The sequence below is a fragment of the Hanstruepera neustonica genome (genome assembly GCF_002895005.1).
GTDB classification, from domain to species: Bacteria; Bacteroidota; Bacteroidia; order Flavobacteriales; family Flavobacteriaceae; genus Hanstruepera; species Hanstruepera neustonica.
Genome location: NZ_POWF01000001.1, coordinates 160,897 through 180,806, shown reverse-complemented (window position 1 = coordinate 180,806; position 19,910 = coordinate 160,897). Strand labels below are relative to the sequence as shown.

At 36.1% G+C, this 19,910-nt stretch carries 17 protein-coding genes; 7 read left to right on the top strand and 10 right to left on the bottom strand.

Annotation, left to right across the window (positions count from 1 at the left end):
- Position 1 precedes the first annotated feature (1 nt).
- The 10 genes from C1T31_RS00845 to hemA form a co-directional block, all read right to left on the bottom strand.
- On the bottom strand, positions 2–1,165 hold the full coding sequence (locus tag C1T31_RS00845) for a serine hydrolase domain-containing protein (RefSeq protein ID WP_103050572.1): 1,164 nt from the start codon (positions 1,163–1,165) through the stop codon (positions 2–4).
- Between the two features lie 39 nt (positions 1,166–1,204).
- On the bottom strand, positions 1,205–1,678 hold the full coding sequence (locus C1T31_RS00840) for a methylated-DNA--[protein]-cysteine S-methyltransferase (RefSeq protein WP_103050571.1): 474 nt from the start codon (positions 1,676–1,678) through the stop codon (positions 1,205–1,207).
- Complete coding sequence (locus C1T31_RS00835; RefSeq protein ID WP_103050570.1) at positions 1,671–2,771, bottom strand: CNNM domain-containing protein; 1,101 nt, start codon at positions 2,769–2,771, stop codon at positions 1,671–1,673. The genes C1T31_RS00840 and C1T31_RS00835 overlap by 8 nt, the downstream gene beginning before the upstream one ends.
- Positions 2,772–2,797: 26 nt before the next feature.
- The gene (gene hemB / locus C1T31_RS00830) at positions 2,798–3,787 is read right to left on the bottom strand and encodes a porphobilinogen synthase (RefSeq protein ID WP_103050569.1); all 990 of its coding nucleotides are present in this window, start codon (positions 3,785–3,787) and stop codon (positions 2,798–2,800) included.
- Positions 3,788–3,796: 9 nt separating this feature from the next.
- Positions 3,797–4,798, bottom strand: a complete 1,002-nt coding sequence (locus tag C1T31_RS00825; RefSeq protein ID WP_103050568.1) for a DUF4421 domain-containing protein — start codon at positions 4,796–4,798, stop codon at positions 3,797–3,799.
- The gene (gene hemF, locus C1T31_RS00820; RefSeq protein WP_103051275.1) at positions 4,789–5,691 is read right to left on the bottom strand and encodes an oxygen-dependent coproporphyrinogen oxidase; all 903 of its coding nucleotides are present in this window, start codon (positions 5,689–5,691) and stop codon (positions 4,789–4,791) included. Before hemF ends, C1T31_RS00825 begins: the two co-directional genes overlap by 10 nt.
- A complete protein-coding gene (locus C1T31_RS00815) occupies positions 5,681–6,220 on the bottom strand; it encodes a GNAT family N-acetyltransferase (protein WP_103050567.1) in 540 nt (179 codons plus the stop codon). The genes hemF and C1T31_RS00815 overlap by 11 nt, the downstream gene beginning before the upstream one ends.
- 3 nt (positions 6,221–6,223) lie before the next feature.
- Entirely contained in the window at positions 6,224–7,249 is a 1,026-nt protein-coding gene (gene hemE, locus C1T31_RS00810) for a uroporphyrinogen decarboxylase (RefSeq protein ID WP_103051274.1), read from the bottom strand.
- 83 nt (positions 7,250–7,332) lie between these two features.
- The gene (gene hemC / locus C1T31_RS00805; RefSeq protein WP_103050566.1) at positions 7,333–8,910 is read right to left on the bottom strand and encodes a hydroxymethylbilane synthase; all 1,578 of its coding nucleotides are present in this window, start codon (positions 8,908–8,910) and stop codon (positions 7,333–7,335) included.
- Positions 8,903–10,165 (bottom strand): glutamyl-tRNA reductase, encoded by a 1,263-nt coding sequence (gene hemA, locus C1T31_RS00800; protein WP_103050565.1) that lies wholly within the window; start codon positions 10,163–10,165, stop codon positions 8,903–8,905. The genes hemC and hemA overlap by 8 nt, the downstream gene beginning before the upstream one ends.
- Before the next feature lie 193 nt (positions 10,166–10,358).
- Here hemA and C1T31_RS00795 point away from each other — a divergent pair, with 193 nt between their 5' ends.
- The 7 genes from C1T31_RS00795 to C1T31_RS00765 are packed head-to-tail and all read left to right on the top strand — an operon-like array spanning position 10,359 to position 19,686.
- The gene (locus C1T31_RS00795) at positions 10,359–11,258 is read left to right on the top strand and encodes an AraC family transcriptional regulator (protein WP_103050564.1); all 900 of its coding nucleotides are present in this window, start codon (positions 10,359–10,361) and stop codon (positions 11,256–11,258) included.
- A gap of 25 nt (positions 11,259–11,283) precedes the next feature.
- Positions 11,284–12,318 (top strand): ferrochelatase, encoded by a 1,035-nt coding sequence (gene hemH, locus C1T31_RS00790; RefSeq protein WP_103050563.1) that lies wholly within the window; start codon positions 11,284–11,286, stop codon positions 12,316–12,318.
- Positions 12,315–13,667 carry an MATE family efflux transporter gene (locus C1T31_RS00785; RefSeq protein WP_103050562.1) on the top strand — a complete coding sequence of 451 codons (1,353 nt, stop codon included), beginning with the start codon at positions 12,315–12,317 and terminating at the stop codon, positions 13,665–13,667. Before hemH ends, C1T31_RS00785 begins: the two co-directional genes overlap by 4 nt.
- Positions 13,668–13,718: 51 nt before the next feature.
- Entirely contained in the window at positions 13,719–16,802 is a 3,084-nt protein-coding gene (locus C1T31_RS00780) for a VPS10 domain-containing protein (RefSeq protein WP_103050561.1), read from the top strand.
- Positions 16,802–17,350, top strand: coding sequence for a CopD family protein (locus C1T31_RS00775; protein ID WP_103050560.1), 549 nt, complete (start codon positions 16,802–16,804; stop codon positions 17,348–17,350). Before C1T31_RS00780 ends, C1T31_RS00775 begins: the two co-directional genes overlap by 1 nt.
- Positions 17,351–17,398: 48 nt before the next feature.
- Complete coding sequence (locus C1T31_RS00770) at positions 17,399–18,856, top strand: sensor histidine kinase (protein WP_103050559.1); 1,458 nt, start codon at positions 17,399–17,401, stop codon at positions 18,854–18,856.
- A gap of 47 nt (positions 18,857–18,903) precedes the next feature.
- On the top strand, positions 18,904–19,686 hold the full coding sequence (locus C1T31_RS00765; RefSeq protein ID WP_103050558.1) for an enoyl-CoA hydratase/isomerase family protein: 783 nt from the start codon (positions 18,904–18,906) through the stop codon (positions 19,684–19,686).
- Positions 19,687–19,910 lie beyond the last annotated feature (224 nt).

The following is a 19,910-nucleotide window of genomic DNA, read 5'->3' as shown; positions in this document are numbered from 1 at the left end:
TTTAATTTTTTTCTAACATATTATAAGCCTCTTCGATATAAGTCGTGATATCTGGTGTAAAAGTAGCAATAGCGTCACCCGGACCTTTTGAGTGACCCAATCGTACAATAATCACATTATCATTGGGTTCAACAATTACATATTGTCCTAAATGGCCACGCATCATAAAAAACGATTTTCCATTCATTTTTTTAAGCCACCAGCCATAACCATATTCTGGACTAGCTTCAAAACGAGGCGTTACAGATTTGGCAATAAATGCAGAATCCAATAGCTGTTGTCCATTCCATTTACCATAATCCTTGTAGAGTTTCCCCATTCTTGCAAAATCTTTAGCGTTACTGGCTATACAACAATAGGCCTTTACCATGTCATGTTCTTCGCTATCGACTTGCCACAATGTAGCGTTTTCAGATCCAAGAGGTTTCCAAAAACTTTCAGTTAAGTAATCATATAGTTTTTTACCAGTTGCCCGTTCTAAAACCATGGCTAGCATTTGGGTGTCACCACTAGCATATTTGTATCCAGTTCCCGGTTCTCGTACCACATCTAACCCTAACATTACTTTATCTAAGTCGTCATCAAAATAAGCTCGTGTGGTGATTGAAAATGGTGAATAGTAACGTTCGTCCCAATTGGTTCCTGATGCCATGGACGATAAATCACCTACGGTTATTTTTGAAGCTTTTTCGTTTTTGTCTTCACAAAACTCTGGTATAAAATCACAAATAGGTTGATCTAAATTTTTTACATAACCATCCATGATGGCTTTACCCAGCATAGCAGACACATAGCTTTTTGCCATGGAAAATGAGTTGGATTTTGAATTAGGTCCGAAACCGTCATAATAGTTTTCAAACCAAATACTATCATTTTTAATGATAACATAGGCTATAGTTCCATTTTGGACGTTGGTTTTTTTTAAGGCTTCGGTTTCTTCAACCGAATTATAGTCCTTGTGGTTTGGCCAAGGCTGTGGTGTGCCATTTTCAATAATGGCATTATCAAATTCTTTATAATCTTCTAGATAAGCTGTTGTATAACCTTTCAGGTATATCGTTCTAACGGCTTTAAGTAAGTAATCAGTATCCGTAATGTAAAGTACAGCAACGATTAGTGCAAAAACAATAACAACCCATTTAAGTAGTTTTTTTAAAAATTTCATGTAGTAGTTTTAGAAAACTAAATATAGTAAAAATGATTATTAAAAAAGCGATTGTTGTTTATATGGACTTTCATGCTCCAACAACCATTGCTTTCTGTGTAATCCACCAGCATATCCTGTTAAGCTCCCATCACTACCAATAACACGATGACAAGGTACCACAATCCATAGCGGATTTTTACCATTGGCATTAGCAACGGCTCGAATGGCTTTTATGTCACCTAATTTTTTGGTGAGTTCTAAATATGAAATGGTTTTACCATAAGGAATATTCAATAGTTCATCCCAAACTTGTTTTTGAAAAAGGGTGCCTTGCGGATTTAATTTTATGTCAAATGATTGACGCTCACCATTGAAATATTCATGAAGTTGATACACGCAATCCTCTAAACTTTCTGGGATAACATCTGAAACAATTTCTTCTGAATTCAAGACAGTAATAGATTCAATGCCATCATCATCACCAATAATTCTCGTGAACCCTAGTGGTGACGCTATGATACAACTATCCATTTAATTCGTCTTCAGGATCTTCATCCTCTATTAAGCCTATACGTTTAGCACGAGCTTCCCAACTTCTTCTGGCCAGTTGCTGTAAATTAGGAACATCATCACTTTCATCCATGATTTCCATGCCCAAAAGAGTTTCAATAACATCTTCCATGGTTACCAAGCCACTAACACCGCCATATTCATCTACAACCAAAGCTAGGTGGTTTTTACTTTCCACTAATTGCTCAAACAATCTTGGAATTGGCATGGTGCGGTTAATAACAATAATATTTCGTTTAATTTCTGTAAGAGGCTTATCGCCATTACCAAAGGCCATTTCTTTAAAAACTTCATCTTTTAAAACAAGACCTGTAATATTATCAGTATTATTAGTAAAAACAGGAATTCTAGAAAATTTGATATTGGCGTTTTTCCTAAAAAAAGACTCAATGGTCTGGTTTTCATCTTCGATGGACATGACCGTTCTAGGAGTCATGACATCTTTGGCTTGAACTTCTTTAAAGGTCAGCATATTTTTTATGACCTTACTTTCAGACTCATGAAAAACACCTTCTTCTTCGGCTAAACTGGTCATGGCGTGAAAATCTTCACGACTCAAAACACTACCATGATGGCCTTTGCCACCAATAAGTTTAGTTGTTAATTGCAAAAGCCAGAGAATCCCTGTCCATCTTAAAGGGAATATTAAAACGGTTAGGGCTTTAGATGTAAAATTAGCCAACTGTTTCCAGTATGTAGCACCAATAGTTTTGGGAATAATTTCTGAAGCAATTAAGATGAGCAAGGTCATAATAGCCGAAACGACACCAACTGTATTGATTCCAAAAACTTCAATTTTATAAGGTAATTTTTCAGCCTCAATACCCACCATCATGGCTCCCAAAGTATGAGCGATGGTATTAAGAGTTAAAATAGAAATTAAAGGTTTATCGACATCCTTTTTAAGCTCCTCCAATGTTTGAGCGTAGGCTCTACCTTCCTGTTTTTTGACATTGATAAAAGTAGGTGTTACACTTAAAAGCACAGCTTCGAGAATGGAACATAAAAAAGAAAAGAAAATGGAAATAGTTGCCCAGAAAATTAATGCACTCATTAAAATGATATTAAGTTGAAGCTAATTTACGAAATCAATTTCACAATATCCTTTGCAAAATATGATGCTATAATATCAGCACCAGCACGTTTAATGGCGGTAATTTGCTCTAACATCACGGCATCATGATCTAACCAACCTTTTTCGGCAGCGGCCTTTACCATAGCGTATTCACCTGAAACTTGATATACAGCAACAGGAACATCTACTTCGTTTTTAATTTCTCGGACAATATCTAAATAGCACAAACCAGGTTTAACCATCACAATATCGGCGCCTTCATCAATATCCATTTCAGTTTCTCGGATGGCTTCAAAACGATTGGCAGGATCCATTTGATACGTTTTTTTATCTTTAGGGACATTAGCCATATCAACAGGAGCAGAATCGAGCGCATCACGGAAAGGTCCATAAAATGCAGAAGCATATTTAGCCGAATAACTCATAATGCCCGTATTGTAATACCCTTCCTCTTCTAAAGCTTCCCGGATACTTAAAATGCGACCATCCATCATATCACTTGGTGCTACAAGATCAGCACCAGCTTTGGCATGCAATAAACTCATTTCCGCTAAAACAGCAACGGTATCATCATTTGCAATAAGGCCATTTTCAACGATACCATCGTGGCCATATGATGAATAAGGGTCTAGAGCCACATCAGTCATGACTAACATATCAGGACAGGCATTTTTGACCGTTTTTATGGCACGTTGCATCAATCCGTTTGGATTTAGCGCTTCAGTTCCTTTATTGTCTTTTAAGTTATCAGGCACTTTAACAAATAATAAAACCGATTTTAACCCAAGTCTCCAAAGTTCCTTTACTTCTTGTTCCAATAAATCTAAACTGTACCGATAATAATTAGGCATAGAAGCAATTTCATCTTTTACGCCTTTGCCTTCAACCACAAATAAAGGAACCAAAAAATCATTTGGTGTAATAATGGTTTCACGAACCAAACTTCTTATGGATTCTTTGGTTCTTAAGCGTCTGTTTCTTCTTAATGGATACATATTTAGATTTTACAACTTTATTTTTTCGTTTATATCATCAGCTTTTCTCACCAGTTTTTTAGGAGCTCTAAAACGGTAGCCTGCAAAAATTTGGAAGAAAGGGATGTTGTCATTTACATAGGACGACCTATCTGTATTGTGGTTTAGAATTAAATAATTGTAATGTGTGCCGAGATAAAAACTGGAAATATCATAGGTAAGAGAGCCTCTAAAATTTAATTCAGTCGTCAATGATGTTAATGATTCATCGTCTTGAATATGGTTGTTGTCTTCATTTTTAGAATAGTTGAGCCCAATTCCTGCAGAAACACCAGCCGATATAAATAAGTTTTTTGTTGGCACAAAATTATAGTAATATGAAGGGGCAAAGACGATATCAAAAGTATGTAGTTCAGTATCGGTTGAGTTGTCTTCACCTCTTATATTCAATTTGGTATAATAATAGACAATTCTTGGAATAAAACTGCCCGTGCTTTTTAATTGCTTTTCATCTTGACTCGCAATGGCTCTAAACGAGAAGTTTTCATTGAAAATGTAAGAAGTAGCTCCACCAATTTTAAAAGATTTAATTCTAGGAAAATATAAATTAATATCTCTGTTTTCTAGGTAAAAACCTTTTGCTTGATAAAGGTCTAAAGTTTGCATCCAGTGTCTTCCAAAATAATTTCTAAAATCAAGATTGAAAAGCTTGGAATTCTCATTGTCTTTATTTTCGGCTAAAAAATTAGGTGCAAATGAATACGAAATAGTCAGGGAACGAAAGGATACTGAAGCACCAATGCGGTTTTGTTTGTTGGGTGTTAAATTAAAATAGAGATCAGAATTTCTGTCATTCACTTTTAATGAATTGGAAGTGTTTACATAAAACAGTCTAGCAGTTATTCTATTCGGGAATTTTTCAATGTATTCTGTTTGGATATCATAAACAATGGAATCATTTTCTGTTTGAGAAAACACAATAGCATTACAACAAAGCAATACAAAAACAAAAACAACATATTTTATACCCATGATTTTGGTTGTTTTAAAACTTCAAGAAGTTTTGCTTCTTCACTTCCTGATTTTGGTTGATAATTATAAATCCATTGTACATGTGGGGGTAAACTCATTAATATACTTTCAATACGACCATTGGTTTTTAAGCCAAACAAGGTGCCTTTATCATGAACCAAATTGAATTCAACATAACGACCGCGACGTATTTCCTGCCAATCTCTTTGTTTTTTTGTGAAGGGTAAATCTTTTCTTTTTTCAACGATAGGGACATAAGCCTCTAAAAAACTGTCACCAACTTCTCTAACAAAGTTAAACCATTTTTCCATTGACATGACATCGGAAGTTTTGCAATAATCAAAAAACAAACCACCAATGCCTCGAGCTTCATTTCGATGCGAATTGTAAAAGTATTCATCACATCTAGTCTTATAGGTTTTGTAAAAATCGGGATTGTGGTTGTCACAAGCCGTTTTACAAACTTGATGAAAATGTTTGGCGTCCTCTTCAAACAAGTAATATGGTGTTAAATCCTGTCCGCCACCAAACCATTGATCAACAATATCACCATTTTGATTATACATTTCAAAGTAGCGCCAATTAGCATGAACAGTAGGCACAAATGGATTTTTGGGATGCAAAACCAAACTCAACCCACAGGCAAAAAAGTTGGCTTCAGAAACCCCAAAATGGTTACGCATGGTTTCAGGTAGTTCGCCATGGACTGCCGAAATATTGACGCCACCTTTTTCAAATACATCACCATTTTCGATCACGCGTGTTCTTCCGCCACCGCCTTCAGGGCGCTTCCAAATATCTTCTTGAAATTGAGCATAGCCATCAATAGATTCTAATTTAGAAGTAATAGTATCTTGTAAATCTTGTATATATTGATAGAATTTATCTTTCATGGTATAATTCATATAACTCCATATCAAGAGTGTCTTCACCTGGGGGTGTGTATTCTTTTAATAATGTTTCTTTCCAAGTGAAATTATTATTGGTTGCTACTTTGATACTAGAGATATTGCTTTTGTTTACTATAATTTGTAGTGTTTTGAGGCCTAAAGTTTTGAATGCATACTCAGAAAGCAGTCTAACAGCTTTAGTGGTTATTCCTTTTTCTTCAAATTGATAACCAATACAGTATGCAAATTCACCTTGTTTTATTTCCCAATCAAGTTCTTTGATATAAATTATTCCTACTAATTGATGAGACTTTTTTTCTTTTAGAAGGTATACGAGCTCTTCATTTGCTGAAAATTGCTTTACTTTTTTTGTTGCAAATGATTTGGCAAGATTAGGTGTTAAATTTTGATATAAGGTTTGTGGAAAAAAGCGTTTTAAACGATCCTCATTGGAAACAACAAAATCACAAATAGACCAGGCATCTTTTTCTTGAATGATATCTATATAATATGAATCGAAACTAACAATCAAAACTTAAATTTCGTATTCTTTTACTGCATCAATAAAGGCTTTGGCATGGTCTAACGGAATGTTAGGTAGAATACCATGACCCAAGTTTACGATGTATTTGTCTTTACCAAACTCATGGATCATTTGGGTTACCATCTTCTTGATTTCTTCTGGTGGAGAAAACAATCGTGTTGGATCAAAATTTCCTTGCAATGTGATATTTCCACCAGTTAAATAGCGTGCATTTCTAGGCGAACAGGTCCAGTCAACCCCTAATGCTGATGCTTTGCTTTTTGACATCTCATTTAGTGCAAACCAGCAACCTTTTCCAAACGCAATAACAGGCGCATCCTCATGCAGTGCTTCAATAATCTGATTGATATATTGCCAAGAAAACTCTTGATAATCTGTTGGTGAGAGCATACCTCCCCAAGAATCAAATATTTGAACGGCATTACAACCTGCTTTCACCTTTTCTTTTAAATAAGCAATAGTAGTGTCAGTGATTTTTTGCAATAACTGATGTGCTGCAACAGGATTGGTAAAGCAAAATTCTTTGGCTTTATCAAAGTTTTTGCTGCCTTGCCCTTGAACACAATAACATAAAATTGTCCAAGGTGAACCTGCAAAACCGATTAATGGAATCTCATCGTTTAATTTTTCTTTGGTAGCTTTTATAGCTTGGTAAACATAATCCAACGCTACCGTAACATCAGGAACAATAACGTTGTCCACATCTTTTTGAGAGCGAACAGGATTCGGTAAATAGGGACCAAAATTAGGCTTCATTTGGACCTCAATGTTCATGGCTTGAGGAATAACCAAAATATCACTAAACAATATAGCCGCATCCATACCATACCTTCTGATAGGTTGTACTGTGATTTCACTAGCTAATTCTGGTGTTTGGCAACGTGTAAAGAAATCATATTTTGCTTTAATTTCCATAAACTCCGGCAGATAGCGACCAGCTTGTCGCATCATCCAAACAGGAGGTCTTTCAACCGTTTCGCCTTTTAAGGCTCTTAAAAATAAATCGTTTTTTATCATTTTTGTCATTCCTGCGAAGGCAGGAATCTTTTTAAATTATTATGGCTTTTACTGGATTCCTGCTTTAGCAGGAATGACAGCTGTTATATATAATGTTCGTTTACCAATTCAATAACACTTTCAATAGTTGGAACTTTGGCAACACGTATGTCTTTGAAATGTTTTTTGGCTTCTTTGGCTGTTGTTTCTCCTATGCAGAAGGCTATCAATTCGGCATTGTTTTCCTGTCTGTAACTTTGAACGGTTGAAGGGCTATAAAACATAACGCCTTCAACAGTTTTAGGGAGTTTAATGGCGTCAAGTTTGGTTTGATAGGCTTCAACTTCAACCACTGATATATTATTGTCTTCCAAAATGCTTGGTAAGCCATCTAATCGGATGTCACTACAAAAATAAGTCACTTCGGTTCCTTCCATGTATTCAACTAAATACTCTGCTAACTTTTTGGCATTCTTTTCAGCATGTTTGACGGGTCCTATACGATTTTCAATTAGTTGTTTTGTGCGTCTACCAACACAATAGATGTTTTCAAACTGCAATTCTGGTGCTGAAAAATTATGCAGTAAGGCCTCAACAGCATTTTTACTGGTTATGACAACATTTTGTATGGGCTTTCTAACCACTTGAGGCTTTATTCTATTTAAGCTGATTTTTACAAAATCAGAACTATCAACAGCTATGTTTTCATGAAACAATTGCAACTGACCGTCAGTGAGGGTTTTGGTAGAGTATATTTTTGTTTTTACATCAGAATGCTTGATACTATCCATAAGTCGTTTTCCACCTCGCTCAAGAATATAGTCAGCGCAATATTGGGCAATCTTTTGGTGCTTCCCTAATTTTTCTGATCGTTTGACCTCAATTTTTTTAGATCCGTCTTTACTTAATAGGACGCCTTCAAAATGAACTTCATCATCTTTAATAGTAGCCAGTGCACCAATAGGCGCTGTACAACCGCCTTCCAAATTGTTTAAAAACTCACGTTCTATAGTGGTGCATATCTCCGTTTCCTCATGGTTGAGTTCTGAACAGATAGCCTTTATTTCTTCATCTTCTTCTAGAGCTGTAACCATGATAGCGCCTTGCGCTGGTGCTGGAATCATCCAGTGTAGATTAATGGCATTTTCAGGACGAAGTCCTATACGCCCAATACCTGCTGCTGCAAATATGGCGGCATTCCAATGCTCATTATCTTCTAATTTTTGTAAGCGTGAATTGACATTGCCTCTTAAGTTCTCAACTTTATGTGTTGGATATCGGTTTAACCATTGGGCGCGACGACGTAAACTGCCTGTCGCAATAACCGCATCTTTGGCACCTAAAAACTCTTCATTATGTTTAAAAACAAGGGTATCCCTAACATTACCTCTTTTTAGAACAGCGGCCTGAACAATACCTTTTGGTAATATAGTTGGAACATCTTTTAACGAGTGTACAGCAATGTCAATGTCATGATTGAGCATGGCTATGTCAAGCGTTTTCGTAAAAATCCCGGTAATCCCCAACTCATAAAGCGGTTTGTCCAAAACAATATCTCCCGTAGATTTTACGGGAACCAATTGGGTTTGATGGCCTAAATTTTCAAGTTGTTGTTTAACCAATTGAGCTTGGTATAAGGCTAACTCACTATCGCGAGTACCTATTCGAATTGTTCTAGACATGATGGGTAGTTTCTTCTAATTGAAACACTTTTTTTATAAGCTCTAGGCTATTATCAGTAGAAATGGCATCATCTTTTAAATGATGGGCAAAATGATTGGTTATTTTTTGAATAATATTGTTGCTAATAATTTCGGCTTGCTCTTCGTTAAAGTTAGCCATTTTTTTCCGTTGTAAATCCAGTTCAGCCGATTTAAAATCTTGAAGTTTGTTTTTTAAGGCTTTGATAGTTGGTGCGAATTTACGGGTATCTAGCCAAGCATTAAATTCAGATTCTACTTCATTAATAATCTGTTCTGCTATAGGAATATCTTGTTTTCTTTTTTCCAGCGTATCATCAGTAATTTTAGACAAAAAATCTAGATGAATGAGTTCAATATTCTGTAACGACGTTACATTTCCATTCACATTTTTTGGAATGGAAAGATCTAATATTAAAAGTCCTTTATGGTTTTGAATAAGATGTTTGTCAACAGTTGGATTTTGGGCTCCTGTGGCAACTATTAAAATATCAGCTGCTTGAATTTCATCTTTTAAATCTTCATAATCCTTAACAACTAAATCAAATTTACCAGCAATGGCTTCAGCTTTATCTTTTGTTCTGTTTATTAAGGTTATTTTTGAATTTTGGGTATGCTTAACCAGATTTTCACAAGTGTCTCTACCAATTTTTCCGGTTCCAAATAGCAAGATGTTTTTATTGGAAATATCACTTACTGTATTCAATATATATTGCACCGAAGCAAAGGAAACAGATGTGGCGCCACTAGAGATTTGAGTTTCAGTTTTTATGCGTCTACTGGCCTGAATAACGGCATTAACCAAGCGTTCTTGAAAGGCATTTAAAAGATTTTCTTTTTTGGATGCTATAGCCGCTTGTTTTAACTGCCCAATAATTTCGAAGTCTCCTAAAATCTGACTATCTAAACCAGAGCCAACCCTGAAAATATGAGAGATGGCTTCTTTGTTTTTGTAAACAAAGGCAACGTTTTGAAACTCTTCAACCGTACCTTTGGTATTGTCACAAAGCAATTTAATAAGTTGAAATGGATGCTGGGCAAATCCGTAAATTTCGGTTCGGTTACAGGTTGACACCACAACGAGGCTTTCAATGCCTTCTTTTTTAGCTTGAATCAAGAGATTTGTCTTTCCTTGTTGGTCCAAACTAAAGTGTCCACGCACTTCGGCATCAGCTTTTTTATAGCTCAAACCAATGGCGTAAAAGGAACTCCCTTTTGAAATGTTGTATTGCTCCATCACCTGACTTGGAATTTACCAAGCAAAAATAAAATGCTCATAGCTATAAAAATAACGCCAAAAGAACTTTTAGTATCGTTTGTCGTTTTTTGATTGTTATTTTCAATATAATATGATAAATGTCATACTTTTGCAGGTATAGTAATACATTCAAAACTATTTGTTTAGAATTATTCTAAATAACAAAGATTTTATGTTGGATAATAATCAAATAAAAAATACCGCAAGAGGTTCTTTTGAAGAAACGGAAGTTGACGACGGCTTCATCGTGTTAACCTTTAAGAATGAGGAAGATAAAGTAAAAACTGTTGAACGCGATATTGATAGTAGCTATATACAGTTTCATTTTTGTGTCAAAGGTAATTGTGCTTTTCAGTTTAATCAGGGCACTTATACTTTGTCTATAAAGGAAGAAACCTCATTGTTATTGTATAATCCGCAACGCGATTTACCCATTCATTTAGATGTCAGTCCAAATTCGTGGCTGGTTTCACTGGTTATTTCAATAACAAAATTTCATCGATTGTTTTCACAAGAAGCGGACTATATTACATTTTTAAGCGATGATAACCGTGACAAAAAGTATTATAAAGATGGCACGATAACACCTTCTATGACTATCGTGCTTAATCAATTAATAAACTTCAATCTTAACAGCTCTATAAAGAACCTATATTTTAAAGGCAAGGCTTACGAATTACTAAGTTTGTTTTTTAATCGTACTGAAGAAGGCAGTGTTGAACAATGCCCTTTTTTGGCAGACGAAGCCAACGTCATAAAAATCAGAAAAGCTAAAGATATTATTATATCAAGAATGGCAGAACCACCAACTTTACAGGAATTAGCTGATGAAATTCAGTTAAGTCTCAAAAAATTAAAAGAAGGATTTAAGGAAATTTACGGAGACTCTGTGTTCAGTTTTTTGTTTGATTATAAGATGGAAGTGGCCAGAAAATTATTAGAGTCAGGTGACCACAATGTTAATGAAGTAGGTTTACGTGTAGGTTACAGTACAGCCAGCCATTTTATAGCTGCGTTTAAAAAGAAATATGGAACCACACCTAAAAAGTATATTATGTCCCTATCGTCATAGGGTATTTTTCTTAAGTAAAAATTAAATGAAAGGAATATTATTAGTAAATCTGGGTTCGCCAGATAGTCCCAATCCCAAAGATGTCAAAAAATATCTCGGAGAGTTTTTAATGGATGAGCGGGTGATTGATGTACCACTTTGGGCCAGAAACCTTTTAGTTAAAGGTATTATTTTGAATACACGTCCAAAAGCATCAGCAGCGGCATACAAAAAAATATGGTGGGATGAGGGCTCTCCGCTTATAGTAATATCGGAGCGATTAAAAGCGAAAGTTCAAAATCAAGTTACTTTTCCAGTTGCTTTAGCGATGCGATATGGCAGTATGACCATAAAAAAAGGATTTCAAGAATTAGTGGATAAAGGTGTTGATGAGGTGTTATTAATTCCCTTATATCCACAATTTGCGATGGCCACAACAGAAACTATTTTGGTGTTGGCAGAAGAAGTTAGAAAGTCGCATTTCCCTAATTTGGAAGTGACTGATTTACCAGCTTTCTACAATAAACCAAAATATATTGAGGTGCTTTCAAATTCGATTAGGCACCACCTTCAAGGTAAAACTTTTGACCATTTATTGTTTTCTTACCATGGTGTTCCAGAACGTCATATTCGTAAAAGCGATGTGACCAAATCGCACTGTAAAATTGATGGGAGTTGTTGTAAAACACCGTCAAAAGCCCATGAGTTTTGTTATCGACATCAGTGTTTTGAGGTAACACGTTTGGTCGCCGAAAAGCTCAATTTACAAGAAGGCACCTATTCAACCAGTTTTCAATCACGATTAGGTTTTGACCCATGGTTACAACCATATACGGATCGTACAATAGAAAGGTTAGGAAAGGAAGGTGTCAAGAATATGGCTATTGTGACGCCAGCATTTGTGAGTGATTGTCTGGAAACCCTTGAAGAGATTGCTATGGAAGGTCAAGAGATTTTTCATGAAATGGGAGGGAGTGAATTTACAACCATACCCTGTCTAAATGATGATGATGCCTGGGTGAATTTATTAGCCGAATGGATTAACGAATGGGCCATGTCTGAAACCATTTTATCTGAATGAAAAAAACCACTTCTGTAGATTTAGGCATCGAGCCTATTGGAAAGCTGTTGATTAAACAAGCTGTGCCAGCTTCTATTGGGATTTTGGTCATGTCGCTTAATATTCTAGTGGATACAATTTTCGTAGGAAACTGGATAGGCTCAACCGCTATAGCTGCTATAAATGTGGTGCTTCCTGTGTCATTTTTTATTGCCGCTTTAGGAATGAGTATAGGTGTTGGAGGGTCTTCAATAATTTCAAGGGCATTAGGGGCCAATGATAACAATAAAGCTCTAAAAACATTTGGAAATCAGCTAACCCTAACCTTATTGTTAACAGTAACCATGATAGCCTTTGGCTTGTATTATGTCAATGATATTATTCCGGCATTTGGCGGTAAGGGAAATATTTTTGAACCGGCAAAAATCTATTATAAAATTGTTCTCTATGGGGTGCCTTTTTTAGCACTGTGTATGATGGGGAATACCGTTATCAGGGCAGAAGGCAAGCCTAAATTTGCCATGTATGCCATGATGATTCCTTCGGTTGGGAATCTGCTTTTGGACTATCTTTTTATTAACGTTTTGGATTTTGGTATGGCTGGTGCCGCTTGGGCAACCACGGGATCTTATTTGTTGTGTTTTGCTTTTATCCTTTGGTTCTTTTTATCAGACAATTCTGAACTAAAAATTAAATGGCATCACTTTGGACTAAACTTTCCCATTGTAAAAGAAATCAGTTCATTGGGATTTGTAACCATGGCACGTCAGGCAGTTGTGAGTATAACCTATTTGTTTATGAATAACATTCTATTTGAGCTTGGTGGAGAAACTTCGGTTACGGCCTATGCGATTGTTGGAAGGATGCTCATGTTTGCTTTATTTCCTGTATTTGGTATAACACAAGGATTTTTGCCTATTGCAGGATTTAACTATGGCGCCAAAAAGTATGATAGGGTGCGAGTAACCATAAATACGGCTATAAAATATGCTGTTGTACTGGCAACGATTGTTTTTGTATTGTTGATGACTTTCCCGGAAACCATTACGCGAATGTTTACATCCAATAAAGAAGTTATTGCTCAAACACCAAGTGCCATGCGTTGGGTATTTGCAGCTACTCCCATTATTGCGATTCAACTTATTGGCGCAGCTTATTTTCAGGCTGTGGGTAAAGCAATACCTGCTCTTCTGCTCACATTAACGCGACAAGGGTTTTTCTTTATTCCACTCATTTTCATATTACCAATATTTTATGGTGAATTAGGTGTTTGGATGTCATTCCCATTAGCCGATGTTTTAGCAACCATTGTTACGGCGTACTTCTTAAATAGAGAAATAAAACGAAACCTGATAATCGAAATAGATTAGTGCTTAATAATCCTTATTTTTAGTCCTCATTAACCAAAACCAAAAAAAATTATGCGATTGTTATTAGTTATTTTATGCCTACTGTTAGTACCTGTTAATATTGAAGCGCAAACATTTGAAGAATCGCAGTACGATGCTTTAGAGTATCGTTTGCTTGGACCGTTTCGCGGTGGAAGAAGTGCAGCTGTAGCAGGTGTTCCCAATAAACCAAACTTATTTTATTTTGGAGCAACAGGAGGTGGAGTATGGAAAACAACAGATGGTGGACGTACATGGGAAAATATTTCAGATGGTTTTTTTGGTGGAAGTATAGGAGCTATTTCAGTTTCGAAAAGTGATCCAAATGTGTTGTATGCTGGAGGTGGAGAAAAAACAGTTCGTGGCAATGTCTCTTCAGGATACGGGATATGGAAAAGTGTTGATGCTGGAAAAACTTGGGAACAGACTGGACTGGAAAAGTCAAGACATATTCCTCGAATTGCTATTGATCAAAGTGACCATAATGTAGTTTATGCAGGTGTTTTAGGAAATATCTATAAACCGACTTCTGAACGCGGTGTTTACAAAAGTGAAGATGGTGGAAAAACATGGCGAAAGACCTTGTTTGTAAATGAACATGCTGGTGTAGTTGATCTATTGGTCGACCCTACAAACCCAAGAATTTTATATGCGTCAACATGGCGTGTACAACGTACACCTTACAGTTTAAGTTCTGGAGGCGAAGGATCTGCGTTATGGAAAAGCACTGATAAAGGCGAAACTTGGAAAGAGATTTCTTTGAACGAAGGTTTTCCAAAGGATACCCTCGGTATTATTGGTGTAACTGTGTCTCCAGTAAATAATCAGCGTATTTGGGCCATGGTTGAAAACAAAGATAAAGGTGGATTATACCGGAGTGATGATGGCGGTGAAACTTGGAATCAAGTGAATAGCGAACGTAAATTAAGACAGCGCGCATGGTATTATACAAGAGTGTATGCCGACACCAAGGATGTTGATGTGGTTTATGTTTTAAATGTACGTTATCACAAAAGTACAGATGGCGGAAAGTCTTTCGACATGTATAATGCTCCACATGGTGATCATCATGATTTGTGGATTGCACCCGAAAATCCAAATCGCATGATAATTGGAGATGATGGCGGTGCGCAGGTAACTTATGATGGCGGCGAAACATGGAGTACCTATCATAATCAGCCAACCTCACAGTTTTATCGTGTTACTACAGACAATCATTTTCCTTATCGCATTTATGCAGCACAGCAAGATAATTCTACTGTAAGAATTCCACATAGAACAGATGGTTGGTCTATTACTGAAGACGATTGGGAAAGTACTGCAGGTGGAGAATCGGCACATATCGCTATAGACCCTGATGATAATGATATTGTATATGGTGGAAGTTATGGCGGATTTTTAACGCGTGTTAATCATAAAAAGGGAACGGTTAGAGCAATAAATGTCTGGCCAGATAATCCTATGGGATATGGAGCTGAAGGGATGAAATATCGTTTTCAGTGGAATTTTCCAATTATATTTTCAAGACATAATTCAGATAGGTTATATACGTTTTCGCAGTATGGTCATGTTACAGAAAACGAAGGCCAATCATGGAAGATTATTAGTCCAGATTTAACCAAAAGCGATCCTGAAAAAATGAAATCGTCTGGAGGACCAATCACTCAAGACAACACAGGAGTGGAATATTATTGTACCATTTTTGCAGCTCAAGAATCGCCTTTGAAAGAAGGTTTAATCTGGGTTGGTAGTGATGATGGTCTTATTCATATTACCAAAAATGGAGGCGAAACTTGGGAAAATATTACACCTAAAGGGATGCCTGAATGGATGATGATTAATAGTATTGAACCTAGTGCCTTTGACGAAGGCACATGTTATGTGGCAGGAACAAAATATAAAACTGGCGATTTTCAACCGTATTTATACAAAACAACCGACTACGGAAAGTCGTGGACAAAAATCACAAATGGTATAGATCCTGAACATTTCACGAGAGTTGTCCGAGAAGATCCAAAACAAAAAGGCCTGTTATACGCAGGAACCGAAACAGGCATGTATATCTCGTTTAATGATGGGAAAAACTGGCAACCGTTTCAATTAAATTTACCTATTGTTCCTATAACCGATTTAGCCATTAAGGATAATAATTTAATTGTGGCTACACAAGGAAGAAGTCTTTGGATAATTGATGATTTAAGTGTTTTACATCAGCTTTATGGTTCAAATACAGATAATAATTTCTTGTTTAAACCAAAAGACTCCTACAGAATGGATGGCGCAGGACGATCAGGCAGTAAAACAGCCGGAACCAATCACCCAAAAGGTGTAATGACGTATTTCAATTTGAAAGATTACAAGGAAGATTATGAGGTGAGTTTAACTTATTTCGGCCAGAAAGGTGATACCATTAAAACGTTTAGTACAAAAAACAAAAAAGAAGACAAGTTAGAAGTTAAAAAAGGTATGAATCAGTTTAACTGGAACATGACTTATGATGGAGCCGAAAAATTAGATGGGATGATTTTATGGTGGACGAGTTTATCTGGTCCGCAAGCTGTGCCTGGAAATTATAAAGTAGAGTTAAAAGTTAATGATGAGGTGTTATCAAAACCTTTTACAATTTTAGCAGATCCCAGGTCTGAAAGCTCCCTAGAGGATATGAAAGCACAATTCGATTTTATTACAGATGTAAACAAAACCTTGGATGAGTCTCATAAAACCATAAAAAAGATTCGTAAAATTGATAAGCAATTATCTGCCTTTGAATCGCAATATAAAGATGATGAGCAAGTACTAGAATTAATTGAAAAGTCAAAGACACTACGTGAGCAATTTTCAGAAATTGAAAAAGCACTATATCAAACTAAAAATCAAAGTGCCCAAGATCCTTTGAATTTCCCCATTCGTTTAACTAATAAATTAGGCCATTTAAATGCTTTGGTTAGCATGGGAGATTTTGCACCAACAGATCAAGATCTTGCCGTAAAAAATGAATTATCTGCAAAAATTGAAGAACAATTAAAAGCTTTTAATGTATTGGTTTCAGAAGAAATAAAAGCCTTTAACACGGCATTTAATAATAAACAGTTAAACTATTTATTCATTGAAGATTAATGGAGTACTACAACTACATCAAATCCCTTCACCTCATTTTTGTCATTACCTGGTTTGCTGGATTATTTTACATTCCAAGATTGTTTGTTTATCAAATTGAAGCCTTTCATAAACCATCACCCGAAAAAGAAATTTTAGGAAAACAATTGAAGATTATGGCCAAACGCTTATGGAATATCATAACATGGCCATCGGCTATTTTAGCGACAGCCTTTGCAGTCTGGTTACTTATTTTAGTGCCATCGTGGTTGCAGCAATCGTGGATGCATGTTAAATTAGGATTTGTGGTCTTATTGATTATTTACCATTTAAAAACCCATCAGTTTTATAAACAATTGCAGCGTGATGAGGTTTGTAAATCGTCTAATTTTATGAGACTATGGAATGAAGGTGCCACCTTTATTTTGTTTGCCGTTGTATTCTTGGTGATTTTGAAAAGCGCATTTAATTGGATTTTTGGTGTTATTGGAATTTTCGTTTTAGGAATGCTACTGATGCTTGGATTTAAAATTTACAAAAACATCAGAAGTAAAAATCCAGATGCTTAAAATGTATTGGCTTGATTATTGCTATATTTAGGCAACTACAAAACAGTTATGAAACTAGGTAAACTGTCTTTACGATTTCGCATTTTCATTGCCATGATTCTACTGGTACTACTAGCTTCAGTACTTATTGCGGGTGTTACCATTTATCAATACAATGAAGAAGCTCGAGATTATCACCAGGATAGATTAGAGCGCAAGGAAGAGAACATCCGTTCAAGTATTGAGTATACTATCAAGGAGACTACTTATCCTGTCACTACTGAAAATGTCCCACTTATTTTTAAGGACGAAATTTATGAGATTGCCACTATTCATAATATGGAAATCAATCTCTATGATTTAGAGGGTGGTTTGATAAAATCGTCCAAAGCTAGTTTTGCAGCCGATTCCATTCCAAAATGTTTGGATGCCAATATCTTAAATACGGTTTCCAATACCTTGGATCACAGATATGTGAATAAAACCATTGAGAATGAAGAAGGCTATTTATCGTCCTATTCCATTATTACGGATAAGAAATTTAAACCTTTGGCCATCTTAAATTTACACTATTTAGAAGACGACGATTTTTTAAATAAGGAACTTAACGAATTCTTGGAACGTTTGAGTTATGCGTATGTGCTTATGCTCATCATAGCGGTGGTATTGGCCTATTTTCTTTCAAAATACATTACCAAATCACTTAAGACTGTTAGTGATTTTATGAGTAAGACCCGTTTCGAGAAACGAAATGAGAAGATAGATATAGGAGCTTCAAGTGAAGAAATTGAGGCGCTTATTAACTCCTATAATAGCATGATTGATGAGTTGGAAGAAAGTGCTGTAAAATTGGCAACCAGTGAGCGTGAACAAGCTTGGCGCGAAATGGCCAAACAGGTGGCTCATGAAATCAAAAATCCGCTAACACCCATGCGATTGAGTGTTCAGAGTTTCCAAAGAAAGTTTGACCCAACGGATGAGAATATTACCAAAAAAGTAGATGAGTTCAGTAAAACCTTGATTCAGCAAATAGACACTATGAGTTCCATTGCCTCGGCATTTTCAAATTTTGCCAAAATGCCTGCACAACAGAATGAAACTTTAAATGTGGTTAAAATTGTGAAGTTGGCATTGGATATTTTTAATGAAGATTATATTATCTTTAAAGCAAGTGATGACCAAATTATTGCCAAGTTCGACAGAACCCAGCTCATTCGTGTGGTTACCAATTTAGTAAAAAATGGTATTCAGGCATTTCCCGAAAACAGCAATAAAACACCACAGATAATCGTTGAGGTCAATAGTGAAGGCGATATGGTAAATGTGATTGTTTCCGACAATGGTAGAGGTATTTCAGAGAAAAACAAATCTAAAATATTTGAGCCCAAGTTCACCACCAAAACCAGTGGCATGGGACTCGGATTGGCCATGGTAAAAAATATTGTGGAAACTTATAATGGAAATATTACCTTTACATCACAAGAAGGTGTAGGCACGACATTTAAAGTAACCTTCCCTAAAGAATAGCATAATTATCGTTTCTACAAAGACAGAAATCCAAAACAAAATCAAAAATGACTTACGAAAACATCTTATCGAAAACCGAAAACAGCATAAACTACATTACCATTAACCGACCTAATAAATTAAATGCGCTGAACAAAGCGACCATTCAAGAATTGCATGAGGCCTTTAAAGCGGCTGATTCAGATAAGGCCGTTAAGGTTATTATTGTAACAGGAAGTGGTGAAAAAGCATTTGTGGCAGGAGCTGATATTTCTGAATTTGCCGATTTTGATGTTGAAAATGGTGGCAAATTGGCCGCCAAAGGTCAGGAATTGTTATTCGATTTTGTAGAGAACTTGGGCACACCCGTAATTGCTGCTGTAAATGGTTTTGCATTAGGCGGTGGTTTGGAATTGGCAATGGCCTGTCATTTTAGAGTGGCTAGTGACAATGCCAGAATGGGATTACCCGAAGTGTCATTAGGGGTTATTCCAGGTTATGGCGGTACACAGCGTTTACCGCAGTTGGTTGGCAAGGGTCGTGCTATGGAAATGGTCATGACTGCAGGAATGATTGATGCGCAAACGGCTCATGGTTACGGATTGGTAAATCATGTGACTTCACAGGAAGAAATGATACCATTGGCTGAAAAAATCGCTGGTAAGATTATGCGCAACTCCTCGGTTGCCATTAAAGGCGCTATTAAAGCCGTTAATGCCAATTATCAAGATGGTATAAATGGTTTTGATGTTGAAATTTCAGAATTTGGAAACTGTTTTGGCACTGCTGATTTCAAAGAAGGTACTACAGCCTTTTTAGAAAAGCGCCAAGCTGATTTTCCAGGAGAGTAATTTACAAGTTCGTTTAACTATCTTGATATGGACTTTTTTAATTGTCTATATCAGACGTTAACGAAGTTCGTTTTTTTAATTTACAAAGTCAAGTCTGTTAATATCCCATTTTGGTTTAGATTACAATATCAGGAAAAATCAACTCTTTTGAGCCGTCTAAAAAGACGTACTGATTTCTTAATCAGAAAAATACTATTTTTGCCCGATTTTAAGTTTCACATTTT